The organism is Microbacterium sp. NPDC057659, from assembly GCF_042799915.1.
Taxonomy (GTDB): Bacteria; Actinomycetota; Actinomycetes; order Actinomycetales; family Microbacteriaceae; genus Microbacterium.
Window position 1 is genome coordinate 150,443 of record NZ_JBHVHU010000001.1, and the last position, 22,207, is coordinate 172,649.

The following is a 22,207-nucleotide window of genomic DNA, read 5'->3' on the forward strand; positions in this document are numbered from 1 at the left end:
TGACGATTGCGATGCGTTCTCCATCCGTGCCTACGCGCGGCGGATGGAGAACGCATCGCGGGGTGTCGGGGGAGCAGCGCTTTCCATCCGCGGGCAACCCGCGATCGCAGCGAGGGCGCGCAGGTCGTCTGCGTTCCTCGGATGCGCATGTCCGCGGCGCTGGCTGCGCATATGAGCAAGCGCATGCGCATCCCGCGCATCCTGCGTATTCTGGGACAGGGAAGGGAGGGTGCCGTGGACGACGAGCTGCTCATGGTCCGTGTCGCCGAACTCACCTACGACGAGGGCAAGACGCAGGACGAGGTCGGTGCGCTGCTGGGCATCTCCCGCTGGAAGGCGGGGCGTCTGCTCGTGCAGGCCCGCGAGCGCGGCATCGTGCGCATCGAGATCGTGCATCCGCGCGCCAGGCGCCTCGGCCTGGAGCGGGAGCTGTGCGAGCGGTTCGGCCTGACCGACGCGATCGTCGCCCCGGCGTCCGACGGGCAGGAGCTCGAGCGGGTGGCGCAGGCCGCCGCCGACTACCTCACCGCACTCCGGCCGGTGCCGCGCACCCTCGCCGTCAGCTGGGGTCGCACCCTGACCGCCGTCGCCGAAGCCCTGCCAGAGGGCTGGACCCGCGGCGTCACCGTCGTCCAGACCAACGGGGGAGTGACCGTCAATCGTCGCTCAGGCAACGCGGCGTCCCTGGCATCCACCATCGCCCAGCGGGGCGGCGGCCACGCCGTACTGCTGCCGAGCCCCGCCATCCTCGAGCGCGTCGAGACCAAGCAGGCGATCGAGGCCGACCGCATCGTCGGCGGCATCCTCGAGCAGGCCGCGCACGCGCATACCTACCTCTTCACCGCCGGCGCGTGCGATCCTGCATCCGCGCATGTCGAGAACGGCTACCTGTCCGAGGAGGACATCGCCGAGCTCGCCAGGCGCGGCGCCGTCGGCGACGTGCTGGGGCGCTACATCGATGCCGACGGGAACATCGTCGACGCGCGACTGGACGCGCGGACCGTCGGGATCGGACTGGACAGCCTGCGCGAGGCTGACCGGGCGATCTTCGTAACGGCGGGAGCGACGAAGCACGACATCGCGCGTACAGTCGTCAGCACCGGGCTGTGCACCGTGCTGGTGACCGATGAGACCACTGCCCGAGCCCTCTTGGAGGAAAAGTGACCACGACCGAAATCAGCCGCCGCACGGCTGTCGACGTGCTGGGCGCCGAGCCCGACGACGCCACACTGCGGCGCTTCCTGCACGGCCTGCCTGGCGTCGACGCCGTCGGCCTCGAGCAGCGCGCCGCGGGCCTCGCGACCCGCTCGATCAAGACCACGTCGAAGGCGTGGGCGCTCGACAAGATCATCTCGCTGATCGACCTGACCACCCTCGAGGGCGCCGACACCGCGGGCAAGGTGCGCTCACTGGTCGCCAAGGCCAAGACGCCGGATGCCGCGGACCCGAGCACGCCGCGTGTGGCTGCGGTCTGCGTGTACGGCGACATGGTGCCGCACGCGATCGAGGCCCTCGGCAGTGCGCACGGTGACCCCGATGACGGACTGATCTCGGTCGCGGCCGTCGCCACCGCGTTCCCCTCCGGGCGCGCCTCGATGGACGTGAAGCTGGCCGACACCGCCGACGCGGTCGCGAACGGCGCCGACGAGATCGACATGGTGATCGACCGCGGTGCGTTCCTGTCCGGCCAGTACGGTCTGGTCTTCGACCAGATCGCTCGCGTCAAGGAGGCCTGCCGTCGCCCCGACGGGAGCTACGCCTCGCTGAAGGTCATCATGGAGACCGGCGAGCTGAACACCTACGACAACATCAAGCGCGCGTCGTGGCTGTCGATCCTCGCCGGCGGCGACTTCATCAAGACCTCCACCGGCAAGGTGCAGCCGGCGGCCACGCTGCCCACCACGCTGCTGATGCTCGAGACCGTGCGCGACTGGCACCGTGCGACCGGCGAGAAGATCGGCGTGAAGCCGGCCGGCGGCATCCGCTCGTCGAAGGACGCCGTGCGCTACCTCGTCACCGTCGCCGAGACGGCGGGCGAGGAATGGCTGCAGCCGCACCTGTTCCGGTTCGGTGCGTCCAGCCTGCTCAACGACGTGCTGCTGCAGCGTCAGAAGCTCACCACCGGCCATTACTCCGGCCCCGACTACGTCACCATCGACTGACCGAGGATCTGAATATGTCATTCCTGGAATACGCTCCGGCACCCGAGTCGAAGGCGATCCTGAACCTGCGCGATAGCTACGGGCTGTTCATCGACGGCGAGTTCGCCGACGGCGGGGGCAAGAGCTTCACCACGATCTCACCCGCCGACGAGAGCCGCATCGCCGAGATCGCCTCCGCGGACGAGCACGACATCGACCGTGCCGTCGCCGCTGCTCGCCGTGCCTACGAGAAGACCTGGTCGCGGATGAGCGGTCGCGACAGGGGCAAATACCTGTTCCGCATCGCCCGTCTCGTGCAGGAGCGCGCCCGCGAGCTCGCCGTGGCTGAGAGCCTCGACAACGGCAAGCCGATCAAGGAGAGCCGCGACGTCGACGTGCCGCTGGTCGCCTCCTGGTTCTTCTACTACGCCGGCTGGGCCGACAAGCTCGACTACGCGGGCCTGGGCGCGAACCCGAAGGCGCTCGGCGTCGCGGGGCAGATCATCCCGTGGAACTTCCCGCTGCTGATGCTGGCGTGGAAGCTCGCTCCGGCCCTGGCCGCGGGCAACACCGTCGTGCTGAAGCCCGCCGAGACGACCCCTCTGACGGCGCTGATCTTCGCCGAGATCCTGCAGCAGGCGGACCTACCCGCCGGCGTGGTGAACATCGTCACCGGCGCCGGTGCGACCGGCGCGACGCTGGTGCGGCATCCGGACGTCGACAAGGTGGCCTTCACCGGGTCGACCGGGGTCGGCCGCGACATCGCGAAGGCCGTCGCCGGCACGCACAAGAAGGTGACGCTGGAGCTCGGCGGCAAGGCCGCCAACATCGTGTTCGACGACGCGCCGATCGACCAGGCCGTCGAGGGCATCGTCAACGGCATCTTCTTCAATCAGGGCCACGTGTGCTGCGCCGGCAGCCGTCTGCTCGTGCAGGAGTCCATCCACGACGAGGTCATCGACCGGCTCAAGCATCGGCTGTCCACGCTGCGGCTCGGTGACCCTCTGGACAAGAACACCGACATCGGTGCGATCAACTCCGCCGCCCAGCTGGCCCGCATCCGCGAGCTGAGCGACATCGGCGAGGCCGAGGGAGCCGAGCGCTGGACCGCGGACTGCGCGATCCCCGAGAAGGGATTCTGGTTCGCGCCGACGATCTTCACCGGCGTCGAGGCCTCGCACCGGATCGCCCGTGACGAGGTCTTCGGCCCCGTGCTGTCGGTGCTGACCTTCCGCACTCCTGCCGAGGCGATCGCCAAGGCCAACAACACGCCATACGGACTCTCCGCCGGCATCTGGAGCGACAAGGGATCCCGCATCCTCGCCGTGGCCGACCGCCTGCGCGCCGGTGTGGTGTGGGCGAACACCTTCAACCGCTTCGACCCGGCCAGCCCGTTCGGCGGCTACAAGGAGTCGGGATACGGCCGCGAGGGCGGCCGGCACGGACTGACCGCGTACCTGAAGGGAGCAGCGGCATGAGCAAGCGGCTGACGATTCCGAAGACCTACAAGCTGGCCATCGGCGGTGCGTTCCCGCGCAGCGAGTCCGGCCGCACCTACGAGGTGCTCTCGGCGAAGGGCGACTTCCTCGCGAACGCCGCGAAGGCGTCGCGCAAGGACGCCAGGGATGCCGTCGTCGCCGCGCGCGCGGCGGTGAAGGGATGGTCGGGCGCGACCGCCTACAACCGCGGTCAGGTGCTGTACCGGGTGGCCGAGATCCTCGAGGGGCGTCGCGCCCAGTTCGTGGACGAGATCGCCGCGCAGGAGGGCGTCACCGCCGCCGCCGCCGGCGCCCAGGTGGATGCCGCGATCGACCTCTGGGTCTGGTACGCGGGCTGGTGCGACAAGTACGCGCAGGTGGCCGGCAACGCCAACCCCGTCGCAGGGCCGTACTTCAACATCTCGGTGCCCGAGCCGACCGGAGTCGTGGCGGTCGTCGCGCCCCAGGACACCGCGCTGCTCGGGCTGGTGTCGGTGCTCGCGCCCGCACTGGTCACCGGGAACAGCGTCGTCGTGATCGCCAGCGAGCGGCACCCGCTCTCGGCGATCAGCCTCGCCGAGGTGCTCGCGACGAGTGACGTGCCGGGCGGCGTGGTCAACGTGCTCACCGGTTCACCGGCCGAGATGGCCCCGTGGCTGGCCTCGCACGCCGACGTGAACGCCCTCGACCTTGCCGGCGCCGGCGAGCTGAACTGGATCGATCTCGAGATCGATGCGGCCGAGACGCTCAAGCGCGTGCTCTCGCCGGTGCCGAACACGGATGCGGTGGGCGCGTCGCTCGAGCGGATCACGGCGTTCGTCGAGACGAAGACGGTCTGGCACACCAAGTCGATGGTGTGAGGATCTGTCCGCGACACCGGGTCGTTCCAATGCGGCCCGGTGTCGCCGGCGGCGGTTAGGCTCGTGCTGTGGCTTTCGGGAGCCCCCCGACTGAAACGCCTCGAGGAGGAAGCGCATGGCTCGTATCGGTGAGAGCGCCGACCTGTTCAAGTGCTCGTTCTGCGGAAAGAGTCAGAAGCAGGTCCAGCAGCTGATCGCCGGCCCCGGCGTGTACATCTGCGATGAATGCGTCGAGCTGTGCAACGAGATCATCGAGGAGCGGATGGCGGAATCCGCCGGGGGAGCGGTCGCCGACTTCGACCTTCCCAAGCCGCGCGAGATCTTCTCCTTCCTCGAGGAGTACGTGGTCGGGCAGGATGCCGCGAAACGATCGCTCGCGGTCGCCGTCTACAACCACTACAAGCGCGTCCGCGCCCGCAGCACCCTGCAGCCCGCCGAGCAGAAGGCCGAAGAGGTCGAGGTCGCCAAGAGCAACATCCTCATGCTCGGCCCCACCGGCTGCGGAAAGACCTACCTCGCGCAGACCCTGGCCAAGCGACTGAACGTCCCGTTCGCGGTGGCCGACGCCACGGCGCTCACCGAGGCGGGCTACGTCGGCGAGGATGTCGAGAACATTCTGCTGAAGCTGCTGCAGGCCGCCGACTACGACACGAAGCGCGCCGAGACCGGCATCATCTACATCGACGAGATCGACAAGATCGCCCGCAAGGCCGAGAACCCCTCCATCACCCGCGACGTCTCGGGCGAGGGCGTGCAGCAGGCCCTGCTGAAGATCCTCGAGGGCACGGTCGCCTCGGTGCCGCCGCAGGGCGGCCGCAAGCATCCGCACCAGGAGTTCCTGCAGATCGACACGACCAACGTGCTGTTCATCGTGGCCGGTGCCTTCGCCGGGCTGGAGGACATCATCTCGGCGCGCGTCGGCAAGCACGGGGTCGGCTTCGGCGCTCCGCTGCACGACAAGGGCAAGGACCTCGACCTGTTCAGCGAAGTTCTTCCCGAGGACCTGCACAAGTTCGGTCTGATCCCCGAGTTCATCGGCCGTCTGCCGGTCGTCACCTCGGTCTCGCCGCTCGATCAGGAGGCCCTGATCGACATCCTCACCGGTCCGCGCAACGCACTGGTCAAGCAGTACCAGCGCATGTTCGAGCTCGACGGCGTGCAGCTCGAGTTCGACGATGACGCGCTCGCCTCGATCGCCGACCTCGCTGTGCTGCGCAAGACCGGCGCTCGCGGGCTGCGTGCGATCCTCGAGGACGTGCTCGGCCCGATCATGTTCGAGATCCCCTCGGCGCAGGACGTCACCAAGGTCGTCGTGACCAAGGCGGCCGTCGAGGAGGGCGCGGCGCCCACGGTCGTGCTCTCGCGCAAGCGCAAGAGCGCCTGATCCAGCGGCCGACGGGATGTCGGTGCCCGCGCGTAGCGTCGGTGCATGTCCTCCCCGCGGCCCTTCTCGATCTCCGTCCCCGACCATGAGCTCAGCGAGCTGCGTGAGCGGCTGGAGCGATTCCGGCCGCTGCCCGACTCGCCACGCCGGCCTCCGGCGGGGATGACCGCGGAATACCTCGGTGAACTCGTCGGGAGCTGGCGGGAATGGGACTGGCGCTCCCGTGAGGCCTGGCTCAACCGGCACCCGCAGTACCTGGTCGACGTCGACGACACGACACTGCACTTCGTGCACCTGAGATCCGAGCGGCCCGATGCACCGGCGCTGCTGGTGATGCACGGCTGGCCGCACACGTTCGGGCTGCAGCTGGAGTTCGCTGATCTGCTGCCCGACTTCGACGTCGTCGTGCCGAGCCTCCCGGGTTTCGGGTTCTCCACCGCGTACGAGAACGGTCCGATCACGGAACCGCGCCTCGTCGCGACGATGCATGCGCTGATGACCGACGTGCTCGGGTACACGCGGTACCTCACCTACGGCGAGGACATGACGGCCAACGTCAACGACCTCATCGCGGCGAGCCATCCGGAATCGGTGGCGGGGATCCTCGTCACGCACGCGCACTTCCCGACGCCGGCCGGGAGGCGAGAGCTGACGGAGCCCGATGCGACGGCGTTCTTCGGGCGCCTCGATGCGTGGGGCGGGCCGAACGGCGCCTACGGACACGTGCAGGGCACCCGCCCCGACACGCTGGCCGCCGCCCTGAACGACTCGCCCGCGGGGTTGCTCGCCTGGATCGCGGAGAAGCTGATCGAGTGGAGCGACACGCCGGAGGGGGATCCCCGCGCCCTCGAACGGCGCATCTCCCGCGAGCGCATCCTGACCGAGGCGATGATCTACTGGGTGACGCAGAGCATCGGCACGTCCTTCCGCAGCTACTACGAGGACGTCGACAGCGGGGAGGGGATCCCGCCGGTGGAGGTGCCGGCATCCGTGCACATCCAGAGGCACGAGTGGGACTACCCGGAGACGCTGGCGCGGCGGTTCTATCGCGACCTGCGCACCTTCGAGCGGCTGGAGGAGGGCGGCCACTTCGCCGTCGCCGAGGTGCCGGCGGCGATGGCCGCGCGCGTCCGCGCCTTCGCCCGGGAGATCGGCGTGCTCTGAACGCGCGCCCGGCCCCGCCGTGATCAGTCGCCGCGCGCGGCGACCAGGGCCCAGACGGCTGCGAGCACGGCGAGCATGACCACCATCGTCACGACGCCGCCCCAGCCGAAGGCGATCCAGGCGAACCCGCCCAGGTATCCGAAGACGCTCGAGCCCGCGTAGTACCAGAGGTTGTACAGCGAGGTGGACTGCGACCTTCCGTGCAGGGCCCGCGTGCCCGACCAGCCGGAGGCGATCGCGTGCGCCCCGAAGAAGCCTGCGGTCATCACCACGAGACCGGCGATGATGACCACGAGCGCATCGGAAAGGGTGAGAAGCATGCCGGCGACCATCACGCCGATCGACGTCAGCAGCAGCCGTTCGCGCCCGAGTCTGCCGACCAGGCCGCCGACCATCCGTGACGACACCGTCCCCGCCAGGTACGCGAGGAAGAGCAGGCTCGCGACGCCGACGGGCAGGAGGAACGGCGGAGCCTCCAGTCTGAAGGTCAGGTAGTTGTACGTGGCGACGAACCCGCCCATGAGCAGGAAGCCCTGCCCGTAGAGCACCAGCAGGCGCGGGTCGCGCATGTGCCGTCCTGCGGAGCGCAGCACCGACGACACGGATGCTGCATGCGGCCGGAATCCCTGCGGTGGGGGAGCGATCACGAAGAAGACCGCCGTCGCCAGCGCTGCGAGCAGGGCCACCGCGAACGTGCCCCAGCGCCAGTCGGTGAGGTCCGCGATCGGCGCGGCGATCAGCCGGCCGGCGAGCCCGCCGATGGTGGTGCCGGACACGTAGGTGCCGGCAGCGATCGCCGTGTGGCGTCGGTCGACCTCCTCGCTCAGGTACACGACGGCGATGCCGGGGATGCCGCCGAGCGCGACGCCCTCCAGCACTCGGATCACGAGGAGCGCTTCGAACCACGGGCACCACGGCATCAGCAGGCCGAGAACGGTCGCGGAGACCAGGGCGATCCGCATCGCCCGGACCCGCCCTATGCGGTCGGCGACCAGCGACCAGGGGAGCACTGAGAGCGCCAGCCCGGTCGTGGCCGCCGAGATCGACAGGCTCGCCTGCGAGGCGTCCACGCGCAGGTCGGTCGCGAGCAGCGGCAGGATGCCCTGTGGCGAATACAGCTGGGCGAAGGTCGCGATGCCCGCGCCGAGCAGCGCGACGGAGATCCGGCGGTATGGCGCGGTACCGCGCGGATGCCCGTCCCAGATACTCTCAGCCGTGATCGATCACCCCTCCGGGACGAGCTCGGCGATGAGGATGACGTCTTGGCCGAAGCGCGACTCCGCGTGCCGCGCGACTGCGAAACCCGCGCCGGCGACTCTGGACTCCAGCGCTGCCGGCGACTCGAAGGACTCGTGATCTGTGCTGAGCGTGCGGTACTTCGCCGGTCCGGGACGACGGCTCCCTGCCATGAACGTCGCCGTCACCACGCGACCGCCCGGGCGGAGCAGTCTCCGCCACTCGCCGATCGTGCCGCGCGTGTCGGGAATGACATGCAGCGCCGTCGCGCAGGTGATGAGATCGACCGACGCGTCGGGAAACGGCAGCGACGCAGCATCCGCCTCGAGCCACTCGGCATCGGGCAGCGCCTTCCGCGCGACTGCGAGCATGCCGGGGGAGATGTCCGCGCCGATCAGTCGCGCCCGTGGGAGATGCACGCGCAGCGCGCGCAACACCAGCGCCGTCCCTGTCGCGACGTCGAGCACCGTCCCGGCATCCGAGGTCGCGGCGAAGGACGCCACGGCTTCCGCGAGTTCGCGGTGCATCTCGCTCTCGTCGTACACCGGCGCACGCAGATCGAAGGCCTCGCGAATCGCGGCCAGGTCGTCGGAGATCTGCGGAGTCCCGGAGGAGTCCCCCGGTGCGCTCCGAGATCCTGCAGCTCTCCGCGCGGAGGCCGCGCCGATGCCGCCTTCCTCAGCCATCGAGTCCGCGGCGCTTCAGGAGCGGCGCGATCTCGGCGTCGCGACCGCGGAAGTCGCGGTAGGCCTCGAGCGGATCCTTCGAGCCGCCGACGCCGAGCAGCCGACTGCGGAAGCGGTCGCCGTTCTCTCTGGTGAGCCCGCCGTTGGTGCGGAACCACTCCACCGTGTCGGCGTCGAGCACCTCGCTCCAGATGTACGAGTAGTAGCCGGCGCTGTAGCCGCCGGAGAACACGTGTGCGAAGTACGTCGACGAATAGCGAGTGGGCACCGCAGGGTCGTTCAGGCCGATGTCGGCGAGCGCTGCGGCCTCGAAAGCGGCCACATCGTCGACCGTCGTGCCGACCGGCAGCAGGTGCCAGGCCTGGTCGAGCCACGCAGCGGCGAGGTACGTGCTGGTGGCGAAGCCCTGGTCGAAGGTCTCGGATGCCTGCAGTCGCTGCACGATCGCGGCATCCAGCGGCTCACCGGTCTCGTGGTGTCGGGCGTAGGAGTCGAGCACCTCGGGCCAGAGGATCCACATCTCGTTGACCTGGCTGGGGAACTCCACGAAGTCGCGGAACACGTTGGTGCCGGAGAAGTGCGGGTACGTCACCGTGGCGAACAGGCCGTGCAGCGCGTGCCCGAACTCGTGGAACAGCGTCGTGACCTCGTCCAGCGTGAGCAGAGTGGGCTGCCCTTCGCCGGGCTTGGCGACGTTGAGGTTGTTGACCACCACGGCCGCCGTGCCCCGCAGCCGGGACTGATCGACGATCGAGTTCATCCAGGCGCCGCCGCGCTTCGAGTCGCGCGTGTACAGGTCCAGGATGTACAGCCCCTGCGCGGAGCCGTCCTCGTTGAAGACCTCGAACACCCGCGCATCCGGGTGGTACGACGACAGATCGGTGCGCTCGGTGAACGTGACGCCGTAGAGCTTGGTCGCCGCGGCGAAGACGCCGTCCTGCAGCACGCGCTCGGCCTCGAACCAGGGCCGCAGCGCCGCCGAGTCGATGTCGTACTCGGCCTGCCGCACCTTCTCGGTGTAGTACGCCCAGTCGTGCGCTTCGACGGCGAAGGGGACATCCTCGGTCTCGTCGACGATCGCCTGCAGTCGCGCGCGCTCGGCTGCGGCATTACGGGCCGCAGGGGCAGCCAGCTGGCGCAGCATCCGCTCCACGGCCTCGGGGTCGTGGGCGGTCTCGTCCGCGGTGATCGCCGCCGCGTGCGTCGGGTATCCGAGCAACTCGGCGCGCTCGGCGCGCAGCGCCGTGATCTCGGTCAGTACGGCGCCGTTGTCGTTGGCGTTGCCGCGGGACGCGCGTGAGCGCGAGGCGTCCATGATGCGGCGGCGGCTCTCCCGCACGCGGAGCGAGGCGAGGTACGGATGCCCGGTGAACAGCGGCAGTGTGACCAGGTGGCCATCGAGGTCGCGGTCGGCGGCCGCACGCCGCGTCGCGGAGAGCTCGCCCTCGGTCAGGCCGTCCAGCTCGGCAGCATCGGCGAAGTGCACGGCGAGCTCGTTCGTGTCGGTGAGCAGGTTCTTCTCGAACGTCGTGCTCAACGTGGACAGGCGCTGGTTCAGGTCGGTGAGCCGTGCCTTCGCCTCGTCGTCGAGCCCGGCCCCGGCGAGGGTCATCTCGCGGTGGCGGCGCTCGACGAGGTAGCGCTGCTCGGCGTTCAGGTCGAGCCCGTCGAGCTGGTCGTGCAACTGCGAGATGCGCCAGTACAGCGCGGAGTCGAGGGCGATCGCGTCCTCATGAGCGGACATCAGCGGAGCCAGCCGCTCCTCGATCTCCTGGATCTCGGTCGTGGCATCCGCCGAGCTCACGGTGTAGAACGCCTGGGCGACGCGGTGCAGCAGCTCTCCGGAACGCTCCAGGGCCTCGATCGTGTTCTCGAACGTCGGCATCGAGCGCACCATCGTGATGCGCTGCACCTCGGCGAGGTGCTCGCGGAACGCGACGTCGAACGCGGGCAGGTAGTGCTCGGGCCGGACGGTGCCGTAGTCGGGCAGGCCGTAGGGCAGAGCGGACGGAACGAGAAGCGGGTTGGCGTCGTCGGTCATCCTCCGAGCCTAGGGCCATCGCGGCCCGGAGTTGACAGGGCTCGCTCGGGCACTCACAATGATGAAAGCACTTTCGGAATGGTTATGAAAGATGCTTAAAAAGACCCTTCGAAGAGGAACGGGACACCGATGTCGACCATCGATGTGAAGCTGATCGCCGAGTGCCTGGCGAGCCTGCGCGACCTCGGCCGCGCCACGATCTCCGATCTCGCGGAGAGCACGGGGCTGTCCCGCCCGACCGTCACCGCCGCGCTCGGATCGCTGACGGAGTCCGGTCTCGCGGTCGAGCATGAGGCGCGCGCGGCGACCGGCCGTCCCGCCCGCACGTTCTCGGCGGTCGCCGGGTCGCCCGTCATCGTCGGCATCGACCTGACCCGCAGCACCATCCGCCTCGTCATCGCCGATCGCACCGGACGGGTGCTCGCTCGGCAGGAGTCCGAGGTCGCACCGCCCACGACCGCACAGCCGTCGCTTGCGCCGATGCGATCACTGCTGCAGCAGACCATGGAGCGCATCGGCCACCGGCAGTCCGATGTGGCGGCGATCGGGATCGCCGCGGCCGGATTGATCGACGAGGACGGCATCCTCATCTCCGCGCCCCAGGTGAGCAGCTGGAACGGGCGCGACCTCGCCGCCATGTTCACCGACGCACTCGGAGCGCCGGTCGTCGTCGACAACGACCTGTCCCTGGCCGCCGAGGCGGAGTCCCGCGGCGGCGCACTCGCCGACGCCGAGACCGGTGTCTACGCGCTGACCTGGCACCACGTGTCCGCGCGAGTGACCGCGTCGGGGCACGTCCTGCGTGGTCGCAGGGGACGGGCGGGAGAGGTCGGCCTGCTCCGTGCGTTCAGCGATGTGGCCGTACCCGAAGGGTCGCTTCTCGAGGCGGTTCCCCGGGTGGCCGCAGACCTGCGCCTGCTGCGCGACGACCCCGCCGACCTGCGCGGTCTGGCCGCGCTCGAGTCCCTCAGCGCGGCGATGACGCCCGCAATGGCGGCTCTGCTGCTGACCGCCGATCCCGACGTCATCGTGCTCGGCGGAGAGCTCGGCGAGTTCGCCGATCTGATCGCCGGCCCGCTGGCCGAGGGCATCCGCACCGCCGTGACGGGTATCGACACCGGCACGCGGATCATCCGCGGGGGCGAGCTCGGCGCGGATGCCGCAGCGCTCGGCGCGCTCGGTCTCGCCTTCGAGAAGCACTCAATCCGCATCTACGGGGTGCCGGACGTCCCGGCACCCGTCATCACCATCGACCCGGAGAACGAACAGATGACCACCGACACCGCCTCGGAGCAGGCTCCCTTCCGTGCCGCAGCGATCGGAGTCGGCGCACGCGTCGGCCTCGCGCTGCACGTCAAGGAGGTGGGCGGCACCGTCGTCGCGGCGGTCGACCCCGACCCGCGCACGCACGAGCGCGCGGCGCGACTGTTCGGCGACATCCCGGTGTTCGCCTCGGTGGCCGAGGTCCTGGCATCCGGCATCGAGATCGACGGCGCCTTCGTCACGACCCCCGACTTCACCCACGCCGAGGTGGCGATCGAACTACTCGAAGCGGGCATCCCCTCGTACATCGAGAAGCCCCTCGCGATCTCCATCGAGGATGCCGACCGCATCCTCGAGACCGCGTACCGCACCGGCACCAAGGTCTACGTCGGCCACAACATGCGGCACATGCAGGTCGTGCGCATGATGAAGGACATCGTCGACCGTGGCGAGATCGGCGAGGTCAAGGCGATCTGGTGCCGGCACTTCGTCGGCCACGGCGGCGACTACTACTTCAAGGACTGGCACGCCGAGCGGGACAAGGCGATGAGCCTGCTGCTGCAGAAGGGCGCCCACGACATCGACGTGATGCACTGGATCGCCGGAACCTCCACCCGCTCGGTGGTGGGCATGGGGGATCTGGCCATCTACGGCGACGTCGAGTCCCGTCGCGACAACTCGGACCGCCGCATGGGCGACTGGTTCTCGATGCAGAACTGGCCCCCGGCATCCCAGCAGGACCTCAACCCGGTGATCGACGTCGAGGACATCTCGATGATCATGATGCGCACCGACTCCGGCGTGCTGATGAGCTACCAGCAGTGCCACTTCACCCCGGACTACTGGCGCAACTACACGGTGATCGGCACGGAGGGGCGCATCGAGAATTTCGATGACGACGCAGGTGGCGAGATCCGGCTCTGGAACGCCCGCAGCGACTACCTCGAGAAGGGCCACGTGCGCTACCCGATCGAGGACGGCGGCGACGGCGGCCACGGCGGCGCCGACCCGCTCACGGTCGCCGAGTTCGTGGAGTTCGTCCGCACCGGTGCGCCGACCGACACCAGCCCCGTCGCGGCCCGCGATGCGGTGGCCGCGGGCATCGCCGGCGCCCTCTCGATCCGATCGAACTCCGAGCCCTACGAGATCCCGCGCCTGAGCGACGAGATGCTCGACTACTACGCGGCGCACCAGCCGGCCCGCCAGCCGGCCGGGGACTGATGCTTCGCTACGCGCTGCGGCGCATCCTGATGATGGTGCCGACTCTGATCGGGTCGACGCTGCTCGTCTATCTGCTCGTCTTCCTCATCCCCGGCGACCCCGTCACCCGGCTCGCCGGGGGAGAGAAGCGGCTCTCGGACTCGACCATCGCGGCGATCCGAGCGCAGTACAACCTGGACGATCCGTTCTTCGTGCAGTACGCGAAGTATCTCTGGGGCGTGCTGCACGGCGACTTCGGCTACGACTTCAACGGCAACTCCGTCTCGACGCTGATCGCGACAGCGCTGCCCTACACCGTGGTGCTCGCGCTGTCCGCGTTCGTGCTGAAGCTCATCATCGGCGTGTGCCTCGGCGTGTGGGCGGGCCTGCGGCAGGGGAAGTTCCCGGACAAGTTCAACCTGATCTTCACGATCTTCTTCCTGGCCGTGCCGGGCTTCATCATCGCGTACTTCTCGCAGTACCTGTTCGGCATCAAACTGCACTGGCTGCCGATATCCGGGGTGAGAGCAGGGTTCCCGCTGGCGTTCATCATGCCGGCGATGGTCCTCGCGCTCGAGACCGCTTCGCCCTTGGCGCGACTCAGCCGCACCAGTCTCGTCGACGTGCTGCGGTCGGACTACATCGTCACCGCGACGGCGAAGGGCATCGGCCCGCAGCGCATCATGTGGGTGCACGCCCTTCGGAACGCGTTCATGCCGGTGGTCACCTACCTCGGTCTGAGCATGGCCGCGCTGCTGGGCGGATCGGTGCTCATCGAGACGATCTTCAACCTGCCCGGCCTCGGCGGAACCCTCGCCAGGGCGATCGACCTGCAGAACGGCCCGGTGGTCGTGGGCGTCTCGGTGTTCCTGCTGCTGTTCTACCTGGTCGCGGCGCTGGTCGTCGACCTGCTCTACCCGATCATCGACCCGAGGGTGCGCCATGTCTGAGTCCACCACCTCCCTCATCACCGCCCGGCGCCGGCGGGGTCGTCCCCGCAGCGGGCTGCGCAGCCTCTGGAAGAGCCCGTTCTTCGACATCGCCGCGCTCATCATCATCGTCGTCACGCTGATGGCCCTGTTCCCGACCCTGTTCACGAACATCGATCCGCGCGACTGCGATCTGTCGATGTCCCGCGTGGGGCCCGAGGCAGGGCATCCGATGGGCTTCGACATCCAGGGCTGCGACTACTGGTCGAACATCGTCTACGGCGCACGCACGTCTCTGGAGGTCGGCGTCTACACCGCCGCGATCTCGTTCGTGATCGCCCTGATCGCGGGCTCGCTCGCCGGCTACTTCGGCGGCGTGACCGACTCGATCATCTCCTGGACCTCGAACGTCATCCTCGGCATCCCGGTCGGCATCGCCAGCCTCGTCATCCTCTACCAGTTCCGATCCCGCACGGTGTGGACCATCGTGTTCGTGCTGGTGCTGTTCAGCTGGGCGGCGACCATGCGATACATGCGCAGCTCGGTGATGCAGGTGCGCAATCTGGAATACATCCAGGCCGCCCGCGGACTGGGCGTCGGCCCGTGGCGCATCCTGCGCTCGCACGTGATCCCCAACGCTGTGACCCCGCTGATCGTGATGACGACACTGTCGGTCGGTGCCGGCATGGCCGCGGAAGCGGGCTTCTCGATCCTCGGCGTCGGCCTCAAACTGCCCGCCTTCTCCTGGGGCATCCAGATCGCCCTCGCGAGCCAGGACGGCAACTGGCAGATCGCCCCGCTCCTGATGTTCTTCCCCACGCTGATGCTGGGCCTGACCACGCTCGCCTTCGTCGTGCTGGGTGAGAGCCTGCGCGACGCGCTCGACCCGAAGGCCCGCCGATGACCGCGCTGCTGGACGTCCAGAACCTGTCCCTCGAGTTCCGATCGCCCGGGAACCCGCCCATCGCCGCGCTGCAGGATGTCAGCTTCACCCTCGACCGCGGCGAGACCCTTGCCGTGCTCGGCGAATCGGGCTCGGGCAAGAGCATCACCGCGAAGGCGATCATGGGAATCCTGCCCAAGCCCGCCTCGACGGTCACCGACGGTCGCATCCTGTTCGACGGCGACGACCTGCTCACTCTGCCCGCGTCGAAGCTCCGCAAGGTGCAGGGCGCACGGATCGCCATGGTGTTCCAGGACGCACTGAGCGCGCTCAACCCCGTGCAGACGGTGTCCACGCAGATCGCGGAACTGTACCGCGTGCACCGGGGCATGCCGAAGAAGCAGGCGCGGGAAGCGGCCGTCGAGATGATGCGCGCCGTGCGCATCCCGGATGCCGCGAACAGGGCGGACGACTACCCGTTCCAGTTCTCCGGAGGCATGCGTCAGCGCATCATGATCGCGATGGCTCTGGCGCTCGATCCCGACATCCTCATCGCCGACGAGCCGACCACCGCACTGGATGCGACGGTGCAGGCGCAGATCCTGGAGCTGCTCGGCGAGATCACGCAGGAGCGGAAGATGGCGCTGCTGATGATCACGCACGACCTCGGAGTCGCCGGTCAGCTGGCCGATCGTGCACTGGTGATGTACGCGGGTCGCGTCGCCGAGTCCGGCCCGATCGGGCCCATGTTCGACAATCCCGCTCACCCGTACACCAAGGGTCTGCTCGGCTCGATCCCGAGTGCCGCGCATCGGGGTGGCGATCTGCCCACGATCCAGGGGCTGCCGCCGGACATCGCGCAGCGCCCGCCCGGATGCAGCTTCAACCCGCGCTGCGGGTACGCCACGTCCGAGTGCCGCACCGTGCTGCCGCCACTGGATCTCTTCACGCCTGAGCGGGCCGCCGCCTGCCACCACAAGCAGGAGGTGATCGCCGATGTCGCTGTTGGAGCTTGACTCGGTGCGCCGCTTCTACAAGCAGAAGCACACCATGTTCTCGCGCGGCGAGCACGGTCAGGTTCGCGCCGTCGACGGCGTCGACTTCACCGTGGAAGAGGGCGAGACCGTCGGCCTGGTGGGGGAGTCAGGCTGCGGCAAGTCCACCCTCGCCCGCATCATCTGCGGCCTGGAGCCGCCGAGTGAGGGCACGGTGCGCTGGAACGGCGCAGATGTCGGAGGCATGTCGCACGCGGAGCGCAAGAGGCTGCTGCACCGCGAGGTGCAGATGGTGTTCCAGGACCCGCATGCGTCGCTCGACCCGCGTCGGTCGGTCGGCCAGTCCATCGCGGAGGGCATCACCACGCACAGGCTGCTGCCGGCCTCGAAGGTGGAGGCGCGCGTGGGTGAGCTGCTCACCCAGGTCGGGCTGAACCCCGACCACGCGCATCGCTATCCGCACGAGTTCTCCGGCGGACAGCTCCAGCGCATCGGCATCGCCAGGGCGCTGGCGGTGGAGCCGAAGCTGCTGGTATGCGATGAGCCGGTCTCGGCGCTGGACATCTCGGTGCGGGCGCAGGTGCTCAACCTGCTGAACCGGCTCAAGCGCGAGCTCGGGCTCTCGATCATCTTCATCGCGCACGACCTCGACGTGGTTCAGCACATGTCCGACCGGATCGTGACGATGTACCTCGGCAAGGTGGTCGAGCAGGGCGACTGTGACGACGTGTACGGTGCGACGGCGCATCCCTACACCCGCGCGCTGCTCTCCGCCATTCCCCGCAAGCTGGCGCCGAACGAGCGCCTGGAGCGCGTCGTCCTCGAGGGCGACCCGCCCTCGCCGATCGACCCTCCGTCCGGATGCCCGTTCCACACCCGCTGCTACGCGGCGATCGAGCGGTGCGCCACGGATGTTCCGGCGCTCGCCGCCGTCCCCGGCGGACGGCCAGAGCACCGGGCGTCCTGCCACCTCGCCGCGCAGATCACCCTGTCCCGTGTCGGCATGGTCTCCACGATCCCTTCCTCCTCCTCCCCATCCGAAAGGAACACCTGATGAAAAGCACCACCAGCCGCCTCGCGATCGGCATCGTCGCCGTCGCGGCGTGCGCGACGATGCTGACCGGATGTCTCGGCCAGCCCTCCGACGCCGGCGAGGGCAAGACGTCCTTCGTCGCCGTGAACAACGGCGAGATCGGGCGCATCACCGGCGCGCAGAACCCCGGCAGCCAGATCGCCATGGCGCTCTGCGAGCCCCTGACCGGCATCGAGGAGGACGGCAAGGTCTTCATGCGCGGCGCCGAATCGCTCGAGAGCGACGACCAGGTGCACTGGACGGTGAAGGTCGCCGACGGCCACACCTTCTCGGACGGCACTCCGATCACCGCGAAGACCTACGTCGACACCTTCAACTTCGTCGGCGCCGGCAAGAACGCGATGCCCTCCAACTACGCCTACGGCCCGATCAAGGGGTACGACGAGCTGAATCCCGCCGAGGGCGAGGCGACCGCTACGGAGTTCTCCGGCATCAAGCTCGTGGACGAGAACACGTTCACGATCGAGACCAAGACGCCGAACAACGACATGCCGTTCATCCTGTCGCAGCTGGCGTTCTGCCCGATGCCGGAGAGCGCGTTCGCCGACCCGGTGGCCTATGACAAGAAGCCGATCGGCAACGGTGTCTACACTCTGGAGAAGCTCGATCCCCAGGTCGAGGCCGTGCTGAAGAAGGATCCGAAGTACAAGGGCTGGGTGCCGAAGGGGGCCGCGGATCAGATCACCTTCCGCGTCTACACCGACACGAACACGGCCTACCAGGACGTGGTGGCGGGCAACGCCGACGTGCTGCGCAGCCTGCCGCCGGGGCTGATCGCTCAGGGGCGCAACTCGCTCGGCGACAAGGGCCTCACCGCGATCGACCGCAACACGCTGCAGACCTACTTCACCTGGCCGACGTACCTCGACAAGACGTACCCGATCGAGGTGCGTCAGGCGTTCTCGATGATCGTCAACCGCGAGAGCATCTCGAAGGATCTGTTCAAGGACGCCACGGTCCCCGCGACCTCGATGATGCCGAACTCGGTGTCGGCCTACCGCGAGGGCGCCTGCGGCCAGTACTGCACCTTCGACCCGGATGCTGCGAAGGCGCTGATCGCGAAGTCCGGCTTCACCGGGTCGATCCCGCTGAACTACTCCTCGGAGAACACGACGGATGCCGCGACCGCGCTGGCCGTCTCGAACTCCGCCAAGGAGATCGGCCTCGACATCGAGCCCAAGCCGGTGCCGGCCGCCGCCCTGTCGGAGACGATCAACTCCTACAAGCTGGACGGCCCGGTCATCCAGCTCTGGGGCTCGTCCTTCCCCGCCGCGTCGGAGTGGATCGCGTCGGTGTACGTCGACGCGAACTACCGCCTGCAGTACACCGATCCGGAGGGCCAGGCCGCCGTGGACGCCGCACTCGCGGCGCCGACGCAGGAAGAGGCTGACGCGCTCTGGCAGAAGGCCGAGGACCGCATCCTCGCCGACCAGGTCATCCAGCCGCTGTACCAGCAGGTGATGTACATCGCCCACACCGAGTGCATGACGCCGCACGCAGCCGGCGGTGACATGCAGATCTACCGCACGCAGGTCACCTGCAGCAAGTGAGGCACTGATCGGCGGGCCGGGACGGAATCCTCTCCGTCCCGGCCCGTCCTCAGCTCGTCAACGCGGACATCACCCGCTCCAACGCATCGGCGACCCGCCGCACCGAGCGGCGGCGCAGATTCTCCGGACGCGCCAGCACGTCGATCATGCGGTTCGTGCTCACCCCGCGAAGGGGCTTGCGGACCACGCCGGTGACGCCCGCCGCCAGTGAGGTGTACCGCGGAAGCATACCGACGACACCGCCCGCGGCGACCACCGCGGCCACGACGCCGTAGTCGTTGATGCGGTGCACGATCTCGACCGGTCTGTTGGTGACAGCCGAGATGGTGCGCAGCACGTCGTCGGGGGAGTACCCGGTGCGGCTGGTGACCCAGCGCTCGCCGACGACCTGCTCCGGCGTGAGCGTCGCACGGTCGGCGAGCGGATGCGACGCGGCGAGCGCGACGTCGAGCGGTTCGGTCGCGAGGGGCACGGAGCGGATGCCGCTGCGCGGCCAGGGGTCGCTGTGCTCCATGCGGTGCGCGAGCACGAGGTCGTATCTCGCGGTGAGCGCGGGGAACTCGCTCTGCGCCACATCCTCGTCGGTGAACCGGATGGTGGGTGCGTCGTCACCCGTGCCGAGCTCGCGCACGAGCGGGCCGAACAGCGCCTGCGCGGCGCTGAGGAAGCCGCTCACGGTGACCACGCCGGACGGGGCAGCCTCGAAGCGGTCGACGGCCGTGCGGGCCGCCGCCATCGCGTCCAGTGCGGTGGCACCGGCCTCGGCGAGCACCTCGCCGGCCGGCGTGAGCGCGAGGGTCCTGCCCTGTTTGCGGGTGAGCGGGGTGGCGATGCCGCGCTGCAGCGCGGCAAGCTGCTGCGACACGGCGGACGGTGAGACGTGCAGTGCCTCGGCGACTGCGGTGACGCTGCCGAGCGCGCCGAGCTCGCGAAGGACCTGCAGCTGCTGAAGATGCATGTCTCCATCCAACCATGAAGGTAATCTGAAAGATCAGTCCAGGAAGTGCCCATTGATCTTCATGGTCAGGGGGAGTGGGATCGAGGTATGAAGGCTCTGTTCAAGGACGGCCCGCACGCCGGGCTCGCACTCGTGGATCGTCCCGATCCTGTCGCCGGACCCGACGAGGTCGTCATCCGGGTGCTCCGCACCGGCATCTGCGGCACCGACCTGCACATCGAGCGCTGGGACGACTGGGCCGACTCCGAGGTGCGCACCCCGCTGATCCCCGGGCATGAGTTCTACGGCGAGGTCGTCGAGGTCGGCCCGCTGGCGCACGACATCAAGGTCGGCGACCGCGTCTCCGGCGAGGGGCACATCGTCTGCGGCATGTGCCGCAACTGCCGTGCAGGGCGCCGTCAGATGTGCATCCGCACCATCGGCCTCGGCCTGCACCGCGACGGCGCCTTCGCCGAGTACCTCTCTCTGCCCGCGACCAACGTCTGGGTGCACCACTCCGACATCGAGCCCGAGGTCGGGGCGATCTTCGACCCGCTCGGCAACGCCGTGCACACCGCCCTCGCGTTCCCCGTCATCGGGGAGGATGTGCTGGTCACGGGATGCGGACCGATCGGCCTGATGGCCATCGCGGTGGCCCGGCATGCCGGTGCCCGGTTCATCACCGCCACCGACATCAGCGCACCTCGCCTCGAGCTGGCGGCGCTGATGGGCGCGGATCAGGTGGTCGACGTGTCGAAGGCGGACGTCCGCGATGCGCAGAAGGCGCTCGGCATGCGTGAGGGCTTCGACGTCGGCTTCGAGATGAGCGGCGCACCGTCCGCTCTGCCGACGATGATCGAGAACATGAACCATGGCGGCCGCATCGCCATGCTGGGTCTGCCCAGCGCCCCGTTCGGCGTGGACTGGGGCAAGATCGTCACCCACATGCTCACGATCAAGGGCATCTACGGGCGCGAGATGTTCGAGACCTGGAACGCGATGGGTGCCATGCTGCAGACCAGCCCGGCGCTGCGCGAGGCCATCGGCCGGATCATCGCCGACGTCATCCCGGCATCCGACTGGGAGAAGGGCTTCGCGGCCGCGGCCTCCGCCGGCACCGGCAAGATCATCCTGGACTGGACGCGGCTCTGAGCCGCAGGAGAGAGACGCACATGTACGGGAACTTCCAGCAGCACCTCGCGGCAGAGCTCGACGGCATCGAGCAGGCAGGGCTCACCAAGCACGAGCGCGGCATCCGCGGTCCGCAGAGCGCGCAGATCGTCGCCGACGGCGCGGAGGTGCTGAACTTCTGCGCGAACAACTACCTCGGTCTCGCCGATGACCCACGCATCCTCGCTGCGGCGAAGGGTGCGCTGGACGAGTGGGGCTACGGGCTGGCCAGCGTGCGGTTCATCTGCGGCACGCAGGAGCAGCACCTCGAGCTGGAGCGCCGCCTGGCCGCGTTCCTCGGCACCGACGACGCGATCCTGTTCTCGTCCTGCTTCGACGCGAACGGCGGCGTCTTCGAGACGCTGTTCTCGGCCGAGGACGCCATCATCTCGGACGAGCTGAACCACGCGTCGATCATCGACGGGATCCGGTTGTCGAAGGCCCGCCGCCTGCGGTACCGCAACAGCGACATGGCAGATCTCGAGCAGCAGCTGAAGGATGCCGCTGACGCGCGCTTCCGCGTGATCGTGACCGACGGCGTGTTCTCGATGGACGGCTACATCGCCAAGCTCCCCGAGATCTGCGACCTGGCCGAGAAGTACGACGCGCTGGTGTTCGTGGACGACTCGCATGCGGTCGGCTTCATCGGCGAGAACGGACGGGGCACTCCCGAACTGTGCGGCGTCTCGGACCGCGTCGACATCTACACCGGCACGTTCGGCAAGGCGCTCGGCGGAGCGTCCGGCGGATACGTCGCAGCGCACCGCGACATCGTCGCCCTGCTGCGTCAGCGCTCGCGCCCGTACCTGTTCTCGAACACGCTCGCGCCGTCGATCGTGGCGGGCACCCTGACCGCCCTCGATCTGGTGGAGGGATCAGCGGCGCTGCGCGCGCAGCTGCGCGAGAACGCCGAGCTGTTCCGTCGTCGCATGACCGAGGAGGGCTTCGACCTGCTGCCCGGCGAGCACCCCATCGTGCCGGTGATGTTCGGCGACGCCGCGCTGACCGCGCGGATCGCTGCCGAGATGCAGCGCCAGGGCGTGTACGTGACGGCGTTCAGCTTCCCGGTGGTGCCGCGCGAGAAGGCGCGCATCCGCGTGCAGCTCTCCGCCGCGCACACTCCCGAGCAGGTCGAGCGGTGCGTGGCGGCGTTCGTCGCCGCACGGGATGCGGTTGCCACGGCCTGACCGGCGCGGC

Annotated in this window: 18 protein-coding genes; 14 read left to right on the forward strand and 4 right to left on the reverse strand. The window is 68.9% G+C overall.

Annotated features, from left to right (window positions below):
- Nucleotides 1-171: 171 nt before the first annotated feature.
- From ACFVAE_RS00765 to ACFVAE_RS00790, 6 genes are all read left to right on the forward strand, one after another.
- Nucleotides 172-1,164: a sugar-binding transcriptional regulator gene (locus ACFVAE_RS00765; RefSeq protein ID WP_378887011.1), complete on the forward strand. Its 993-nt coding sequence runs from the start codon at nt 172-174 to the stop codon at nt 1,162-1,164.
- Complete coding sequence (deoC, locus tag ACFVAE_RS00770) at nt 1,161-2,162, forward strand: deoxyribose-phosphate aldolase (RefSeq protein ID WP_378887012.1); 1,002 nt, start codon at nt 1,161-1,163, stop codon at nt 2,160-2,162. Before ACFVAE_RS00765 ends, deoC begins: the two co-directional genes overlap by 4 nt.
- Nucleotides 2,163-2,176: 14 nt before the next feature.
- Nucleotides 2,177-3,619, forward strand: coding sequence for an aldehyde dehydrogenase family protein (locus ACFVAE_RS00775; protein ID WP_378887013.1), 1,443 nt, complete (start codon nt 2,177-2,179; stop codon nt 3,617-3,619).
- The gene (locus ACFVAE_RS00780) at nt 3,616-4,479 is read left to right on the forward strand and encodes an aldehyde dehydrogenase family protein (protein ID WP_378887014.1); all 864 of its coding nucleotides are present in this window, start codon (nt 3,616-3,618) and stop codon (nt 4,477-4,479) included. Before ACFVAE_RS00775 ends, ACFVAE_RS00780 begins: the two co-directional genes overlap by 4 nt.
- Nucleotides 4,480-4,594: 115 nt before the next feature.
- On the forward strand, nt 4,595-5,863 hold the full coding sequence (gene clpX, locus ACFVAE_RS00785; protein ID WP_378887015.1) for an ATP-dependent Clp protease ATP-binding subunit ClpX: 1,269 nt from the start codon (nt 4,595-4,597) through the stop codon (nt 5,861-5,863).
- Between the two features lie 45 nt (nt 5,864-5,908).
- The gene (locus tag ACFVAE_RS00790) at nt 5,909-7,027 is read left to right on the forward strand and encodes an epoxide hydrolase family protein (RefSeq protein ID WP_378887016.1); all 1,119 of its coding nucleotides are present in this window, start codon (nt 5,909-5,911) and stop codon (nt 7,025-7,027) included.
- Nucleotides 7,028-7,050: 23 nt separating this feature from the next.
- Here the strand turns inward: ACFVAE_RS00790 and ACFVAE_RS00795 are convergent, their stop codons facing one another.
- The 3 genes from ACFVAE_RS00795 to ACFVAE_RS00805 are packed head-to-tail and all read right to left on the reverse strand — an operon-like array spanning nt 7,051 to nt 10,990.
- Nucleotides 7,051-8,247, reverse strand: a complete 1,197-nt coding sequence (locus tag ACFVAE_RS00795; RefSeq protein WP_378890423.1) for an MFS transporter — start codon at nt 8,245-8,247, stop codon at nt 7,051-7,053.
- 3 nt (nt 8,248-8,250) lie between these two features.
- Nucleotides 8,251-8,949 carry a class I SAM-dependent methyltransferase gene (locus ACFVAE_RS00800; RefSeq protein WP_378887017.1) on the reverse strand — a complete coding sequence of 233 codons (699 nt, stop codon included), beginning with the start codon at nt 8,947-8,949 and terminating at the stop codon, nt 8,251-8,253.
- A complete protein-coding gene (locus ACFVAE_RS00805) occupies nt 8,942-10,990 on the reverse strand; it encodes a M3 family metallopeptidase (RefSeq protein ID WP_378887018.1) in 2,049 nt (682 codons plus the stop codon). Before ACFVAE_RS00805 ends, ACFVAE_RS00800 begins: the two co-directional genes overlap by 8 nt.
- Nucleotides 10,991-11,119: 129 nt before the next feature.
- Between ACFVAE_RS00805 and ACFVAE_RS00810 the strand changes: the two genes are divergently transcribed.
- The 6 genes from ACFVAE_RS00810 to ACFVAE_RS00835 are packed head-to-tail and all read left to right on the forward strand — an operon-like array spanning nt 11,120 to nt 18,903.
- Nucleotides 11,120-13,474: an ROK family protein gene (locus ACFVAE_RS00810; RefSeq protein WP_378887019.1), complete on the forward strand. Its 2,355-nt coding sequence runs from the start codon at nt 11,120-11,122 to the stop codon at nt 13,472-13,474.
- Nucleotides 13,474-14,403: an ABC transporter permease gene (locus ACFVAE_RS00815; RefSeq protein ID WP_378887020.1), complete on the forward strand. Its 930-nt coding sequence runs from the start codon at nt 13,474-13,476 to the stop codon at nt 14,401-14,403. Before ACFVAE_RS00810 ends, ACFVAE_RS00815 begins: the two co-directional genes overlap by 1 nt.
- Entirely contained in the window at nt 14,396-15,286 is an 891-nt protein-coding gene (locus tag ACFVAE_RS00820; protein ID WP_378887021.1) for an ABC transporter permease, read from the forward strand. Before ACFVAE_RS00815 ends, ACFVAE_RS00820 begins: the two co-directional genes overlap by 8 nt.
- On the forward strand, nt 15,283-16,281 hold the full coding sequence (locus tag ACFVAE_RS00825; RefSeq protein WP_378887022.1) for an ABC transporter ATP-binding protein: 999 nt from the start codon (nt 15,283-15,285) through the stop codon (nt 16,279-16,281). The genes ACFVAE_RS00820 and ACFVAE_RS00825 overlap by 4 nt, the downstream gene beginning before the upstream one ends.
- The gene (locus tag ACFVAE_RS00830) at nt 16,262-17,314 is read left to right on the forward strand and encodes an ABC transporter ATP-binding protein (RefSeq protein WP_378887023.1); all 1,053 of its coding nucleotides are present in this window, start codon (nt 16,262-16,264) and stop codon (nt 17,312-17,314) included. The genes ACFVAE_RS00825 and ACFVAE_RS00830 overlap by 20 nt, the downstream gene beginning before the upstream one ends.
- A complete protein-coding gene (locus ACFVAE_RS00835; protein WP_378887024.1) occupies nt 17,314-18,903 on the forward strand; it encodes an ABC transporter substrate-binding protein in 1,590 nt (529 codons plus the stop codon). Before ACFVAE_RS00830 ends, ACFVAE_RS00835 begins: the two co-directional genes overlap by 1 nt.
- 49 nt (nt 18,904-18,952) lie before the next feature.
- On the opposite strand, the gene ACFVAE_RS00840 is transcribed toward ACFVAE_RS00835, so the two are convergent.
- Nucleotides 18,953-19,861, reverse strand: coding sequence for a LysR family transcriptional regulator (locus ACFVAE_RS00840; protein ID WP_378887025.1), 909 nt, complete (start codon nt 19,859-19,861; stop codon nt 18,953-18,955).
- An 87-nt stretch (nt 19,862-19,948) separates the two neighbouring features.
- Between ACFVAE_RS00840 and tdh the strand changes: the two genes are divergently transcribed.
- Nucleotides 19,949-20,992: an L-threonine 3-dehydrogenase gene (gene tdh / locus ACFVAE_RS00845; protein ID WP_378887026.1), complete on the forward strand. Its 1,044-nt coding sequence runs from the start codon at nt 19,949-19,951 to the stop codon at nt 20,990-20,992.
- Between the two features lie 20 nt (nt 20,993-21,012).
- Nucleotides 21,013-22,197: a glycine C-acetyltransferase gene (locus tag ACFVAE_RS00850; RefSeq protein WP_378887027.1), complete on the forward strand. Its 1,185-nt coding sequence runs from the start codon at nt 21,013-21,015 to the stop codon at nt 22,195-22,197.
- Nucleotides 22,198-22,207 lie beyond the last annotated feature (10 nt).

Coding starts and splice junctions, on each gene's coding strand:
- ACFVAE_RS00830 (WP_378887023.1), top strand. CDS start 16,262: ATGTCGCTGTTGGAGCTTGACTCGGTGCGCCGCTTCTACAAGCAGAAG.
- ACFVAE_RS00790 (WP_378887016.1), top strand. CDS start 5,909: ATGTCCTCCCCGCGGCCCTTCTCGATCTCCGTCCCCGACCATGAGCTC.
- ACFVAE_RS00825 (WP_378887022.1), top strand. CDS start 15,283: ATGACCGCGCTGCTGGACGTCCAGAACCTGTCCCTCGAGTTCCGATCG.
- ACFVAE_RS00775 (WP_378887013.1), top strand. CDS start 2,177: ATGTCATTCCTGGAATACGCTCCGGCACCCGAGTCGAAGGCGATCCTG.
- ACFVAE_RS00810 (WP_378887019.1), top strand. CDS start 11,120: ATGTCGACCATCGATGTGAAGCTGATCGCCGAGTGCCTGGCGAGCCTG.
- ACFVAE_RS00780 (WP_378887014.1), top strand. CDS start 3,616: ATGAGCAAGCGGCTGACGATTCCGAAGACCTACAAGCTGGCCATCGGC.
- ACFVAE_RS00840 (WP_378887025.1), bottom strand. CDS start 19,861: ATGCATCTTCAGCAGCTGCAGGTCCTTCGCGAGCTCGGCGCGCTCGGC.
- ACFVAE_RS00800 (WP_378887017.1), bottom strand. CDS start 8,949: ATGGCTGAGGAAGGCGGCATCGGCGCGGCCTCCGCGCGGAGAGCTGCA.
- ACFVAE_RS00815 (WP_378887020.1), top strand. CDS start 13,474: ATGCTTCGCTACGCGCTGCGGCGCATCCTGATGATGGTGCCGACTCTG.
- ACFVAE_RS00805 (WP_378887018.1), bottom strand. CDS start 10,990: ATGACCGACGACGCCAACCCGCTTCTCGTTCCGTCCGCTCTGCCCTAC.
- ACFVAE_RS00765 (WP_378887011.1), top strand. CDS start 172: ATGAGCAAGCGCATGCGCATCCCGCGCATCCTGCGTATTCTGGGACAG.
- clpX (WP_378887015.1), top strand. CDS start 4,595: ATGGCTCGTATCGGTGAGAGCGCCGACCTGTTCAAGTGCTCGTTCTGC.
- tdh (WP_378887026.1), top strand. CDS start 19,949: ATGAAGGCTCTGTTCAAGGACGGCCCGCACGCCGGGCTCGCACTCGTG.
- ACFVAE_RS00820 (WP_378887021.1), top strand. CDS start 14,396: ATGTCTGAGTCCACCACCTCCCTCATCACCGCCCGGCGCCGGCGGGGT.
- ACFVAE_RS00835 (WP_378887024.1), top strand. CDS start 17,314: ATGAAAAGCACCACCAGCCGCCTCGCGATCGGCATCGTCGCCGTCGCG.
- ACFVAE_RS00850 (WP_378887027.1), top strand. CDS start 21,013: ATGTACGGGAACTTCCAGCAGCACCTCGCGGCAGAGCTCGACGGCATC.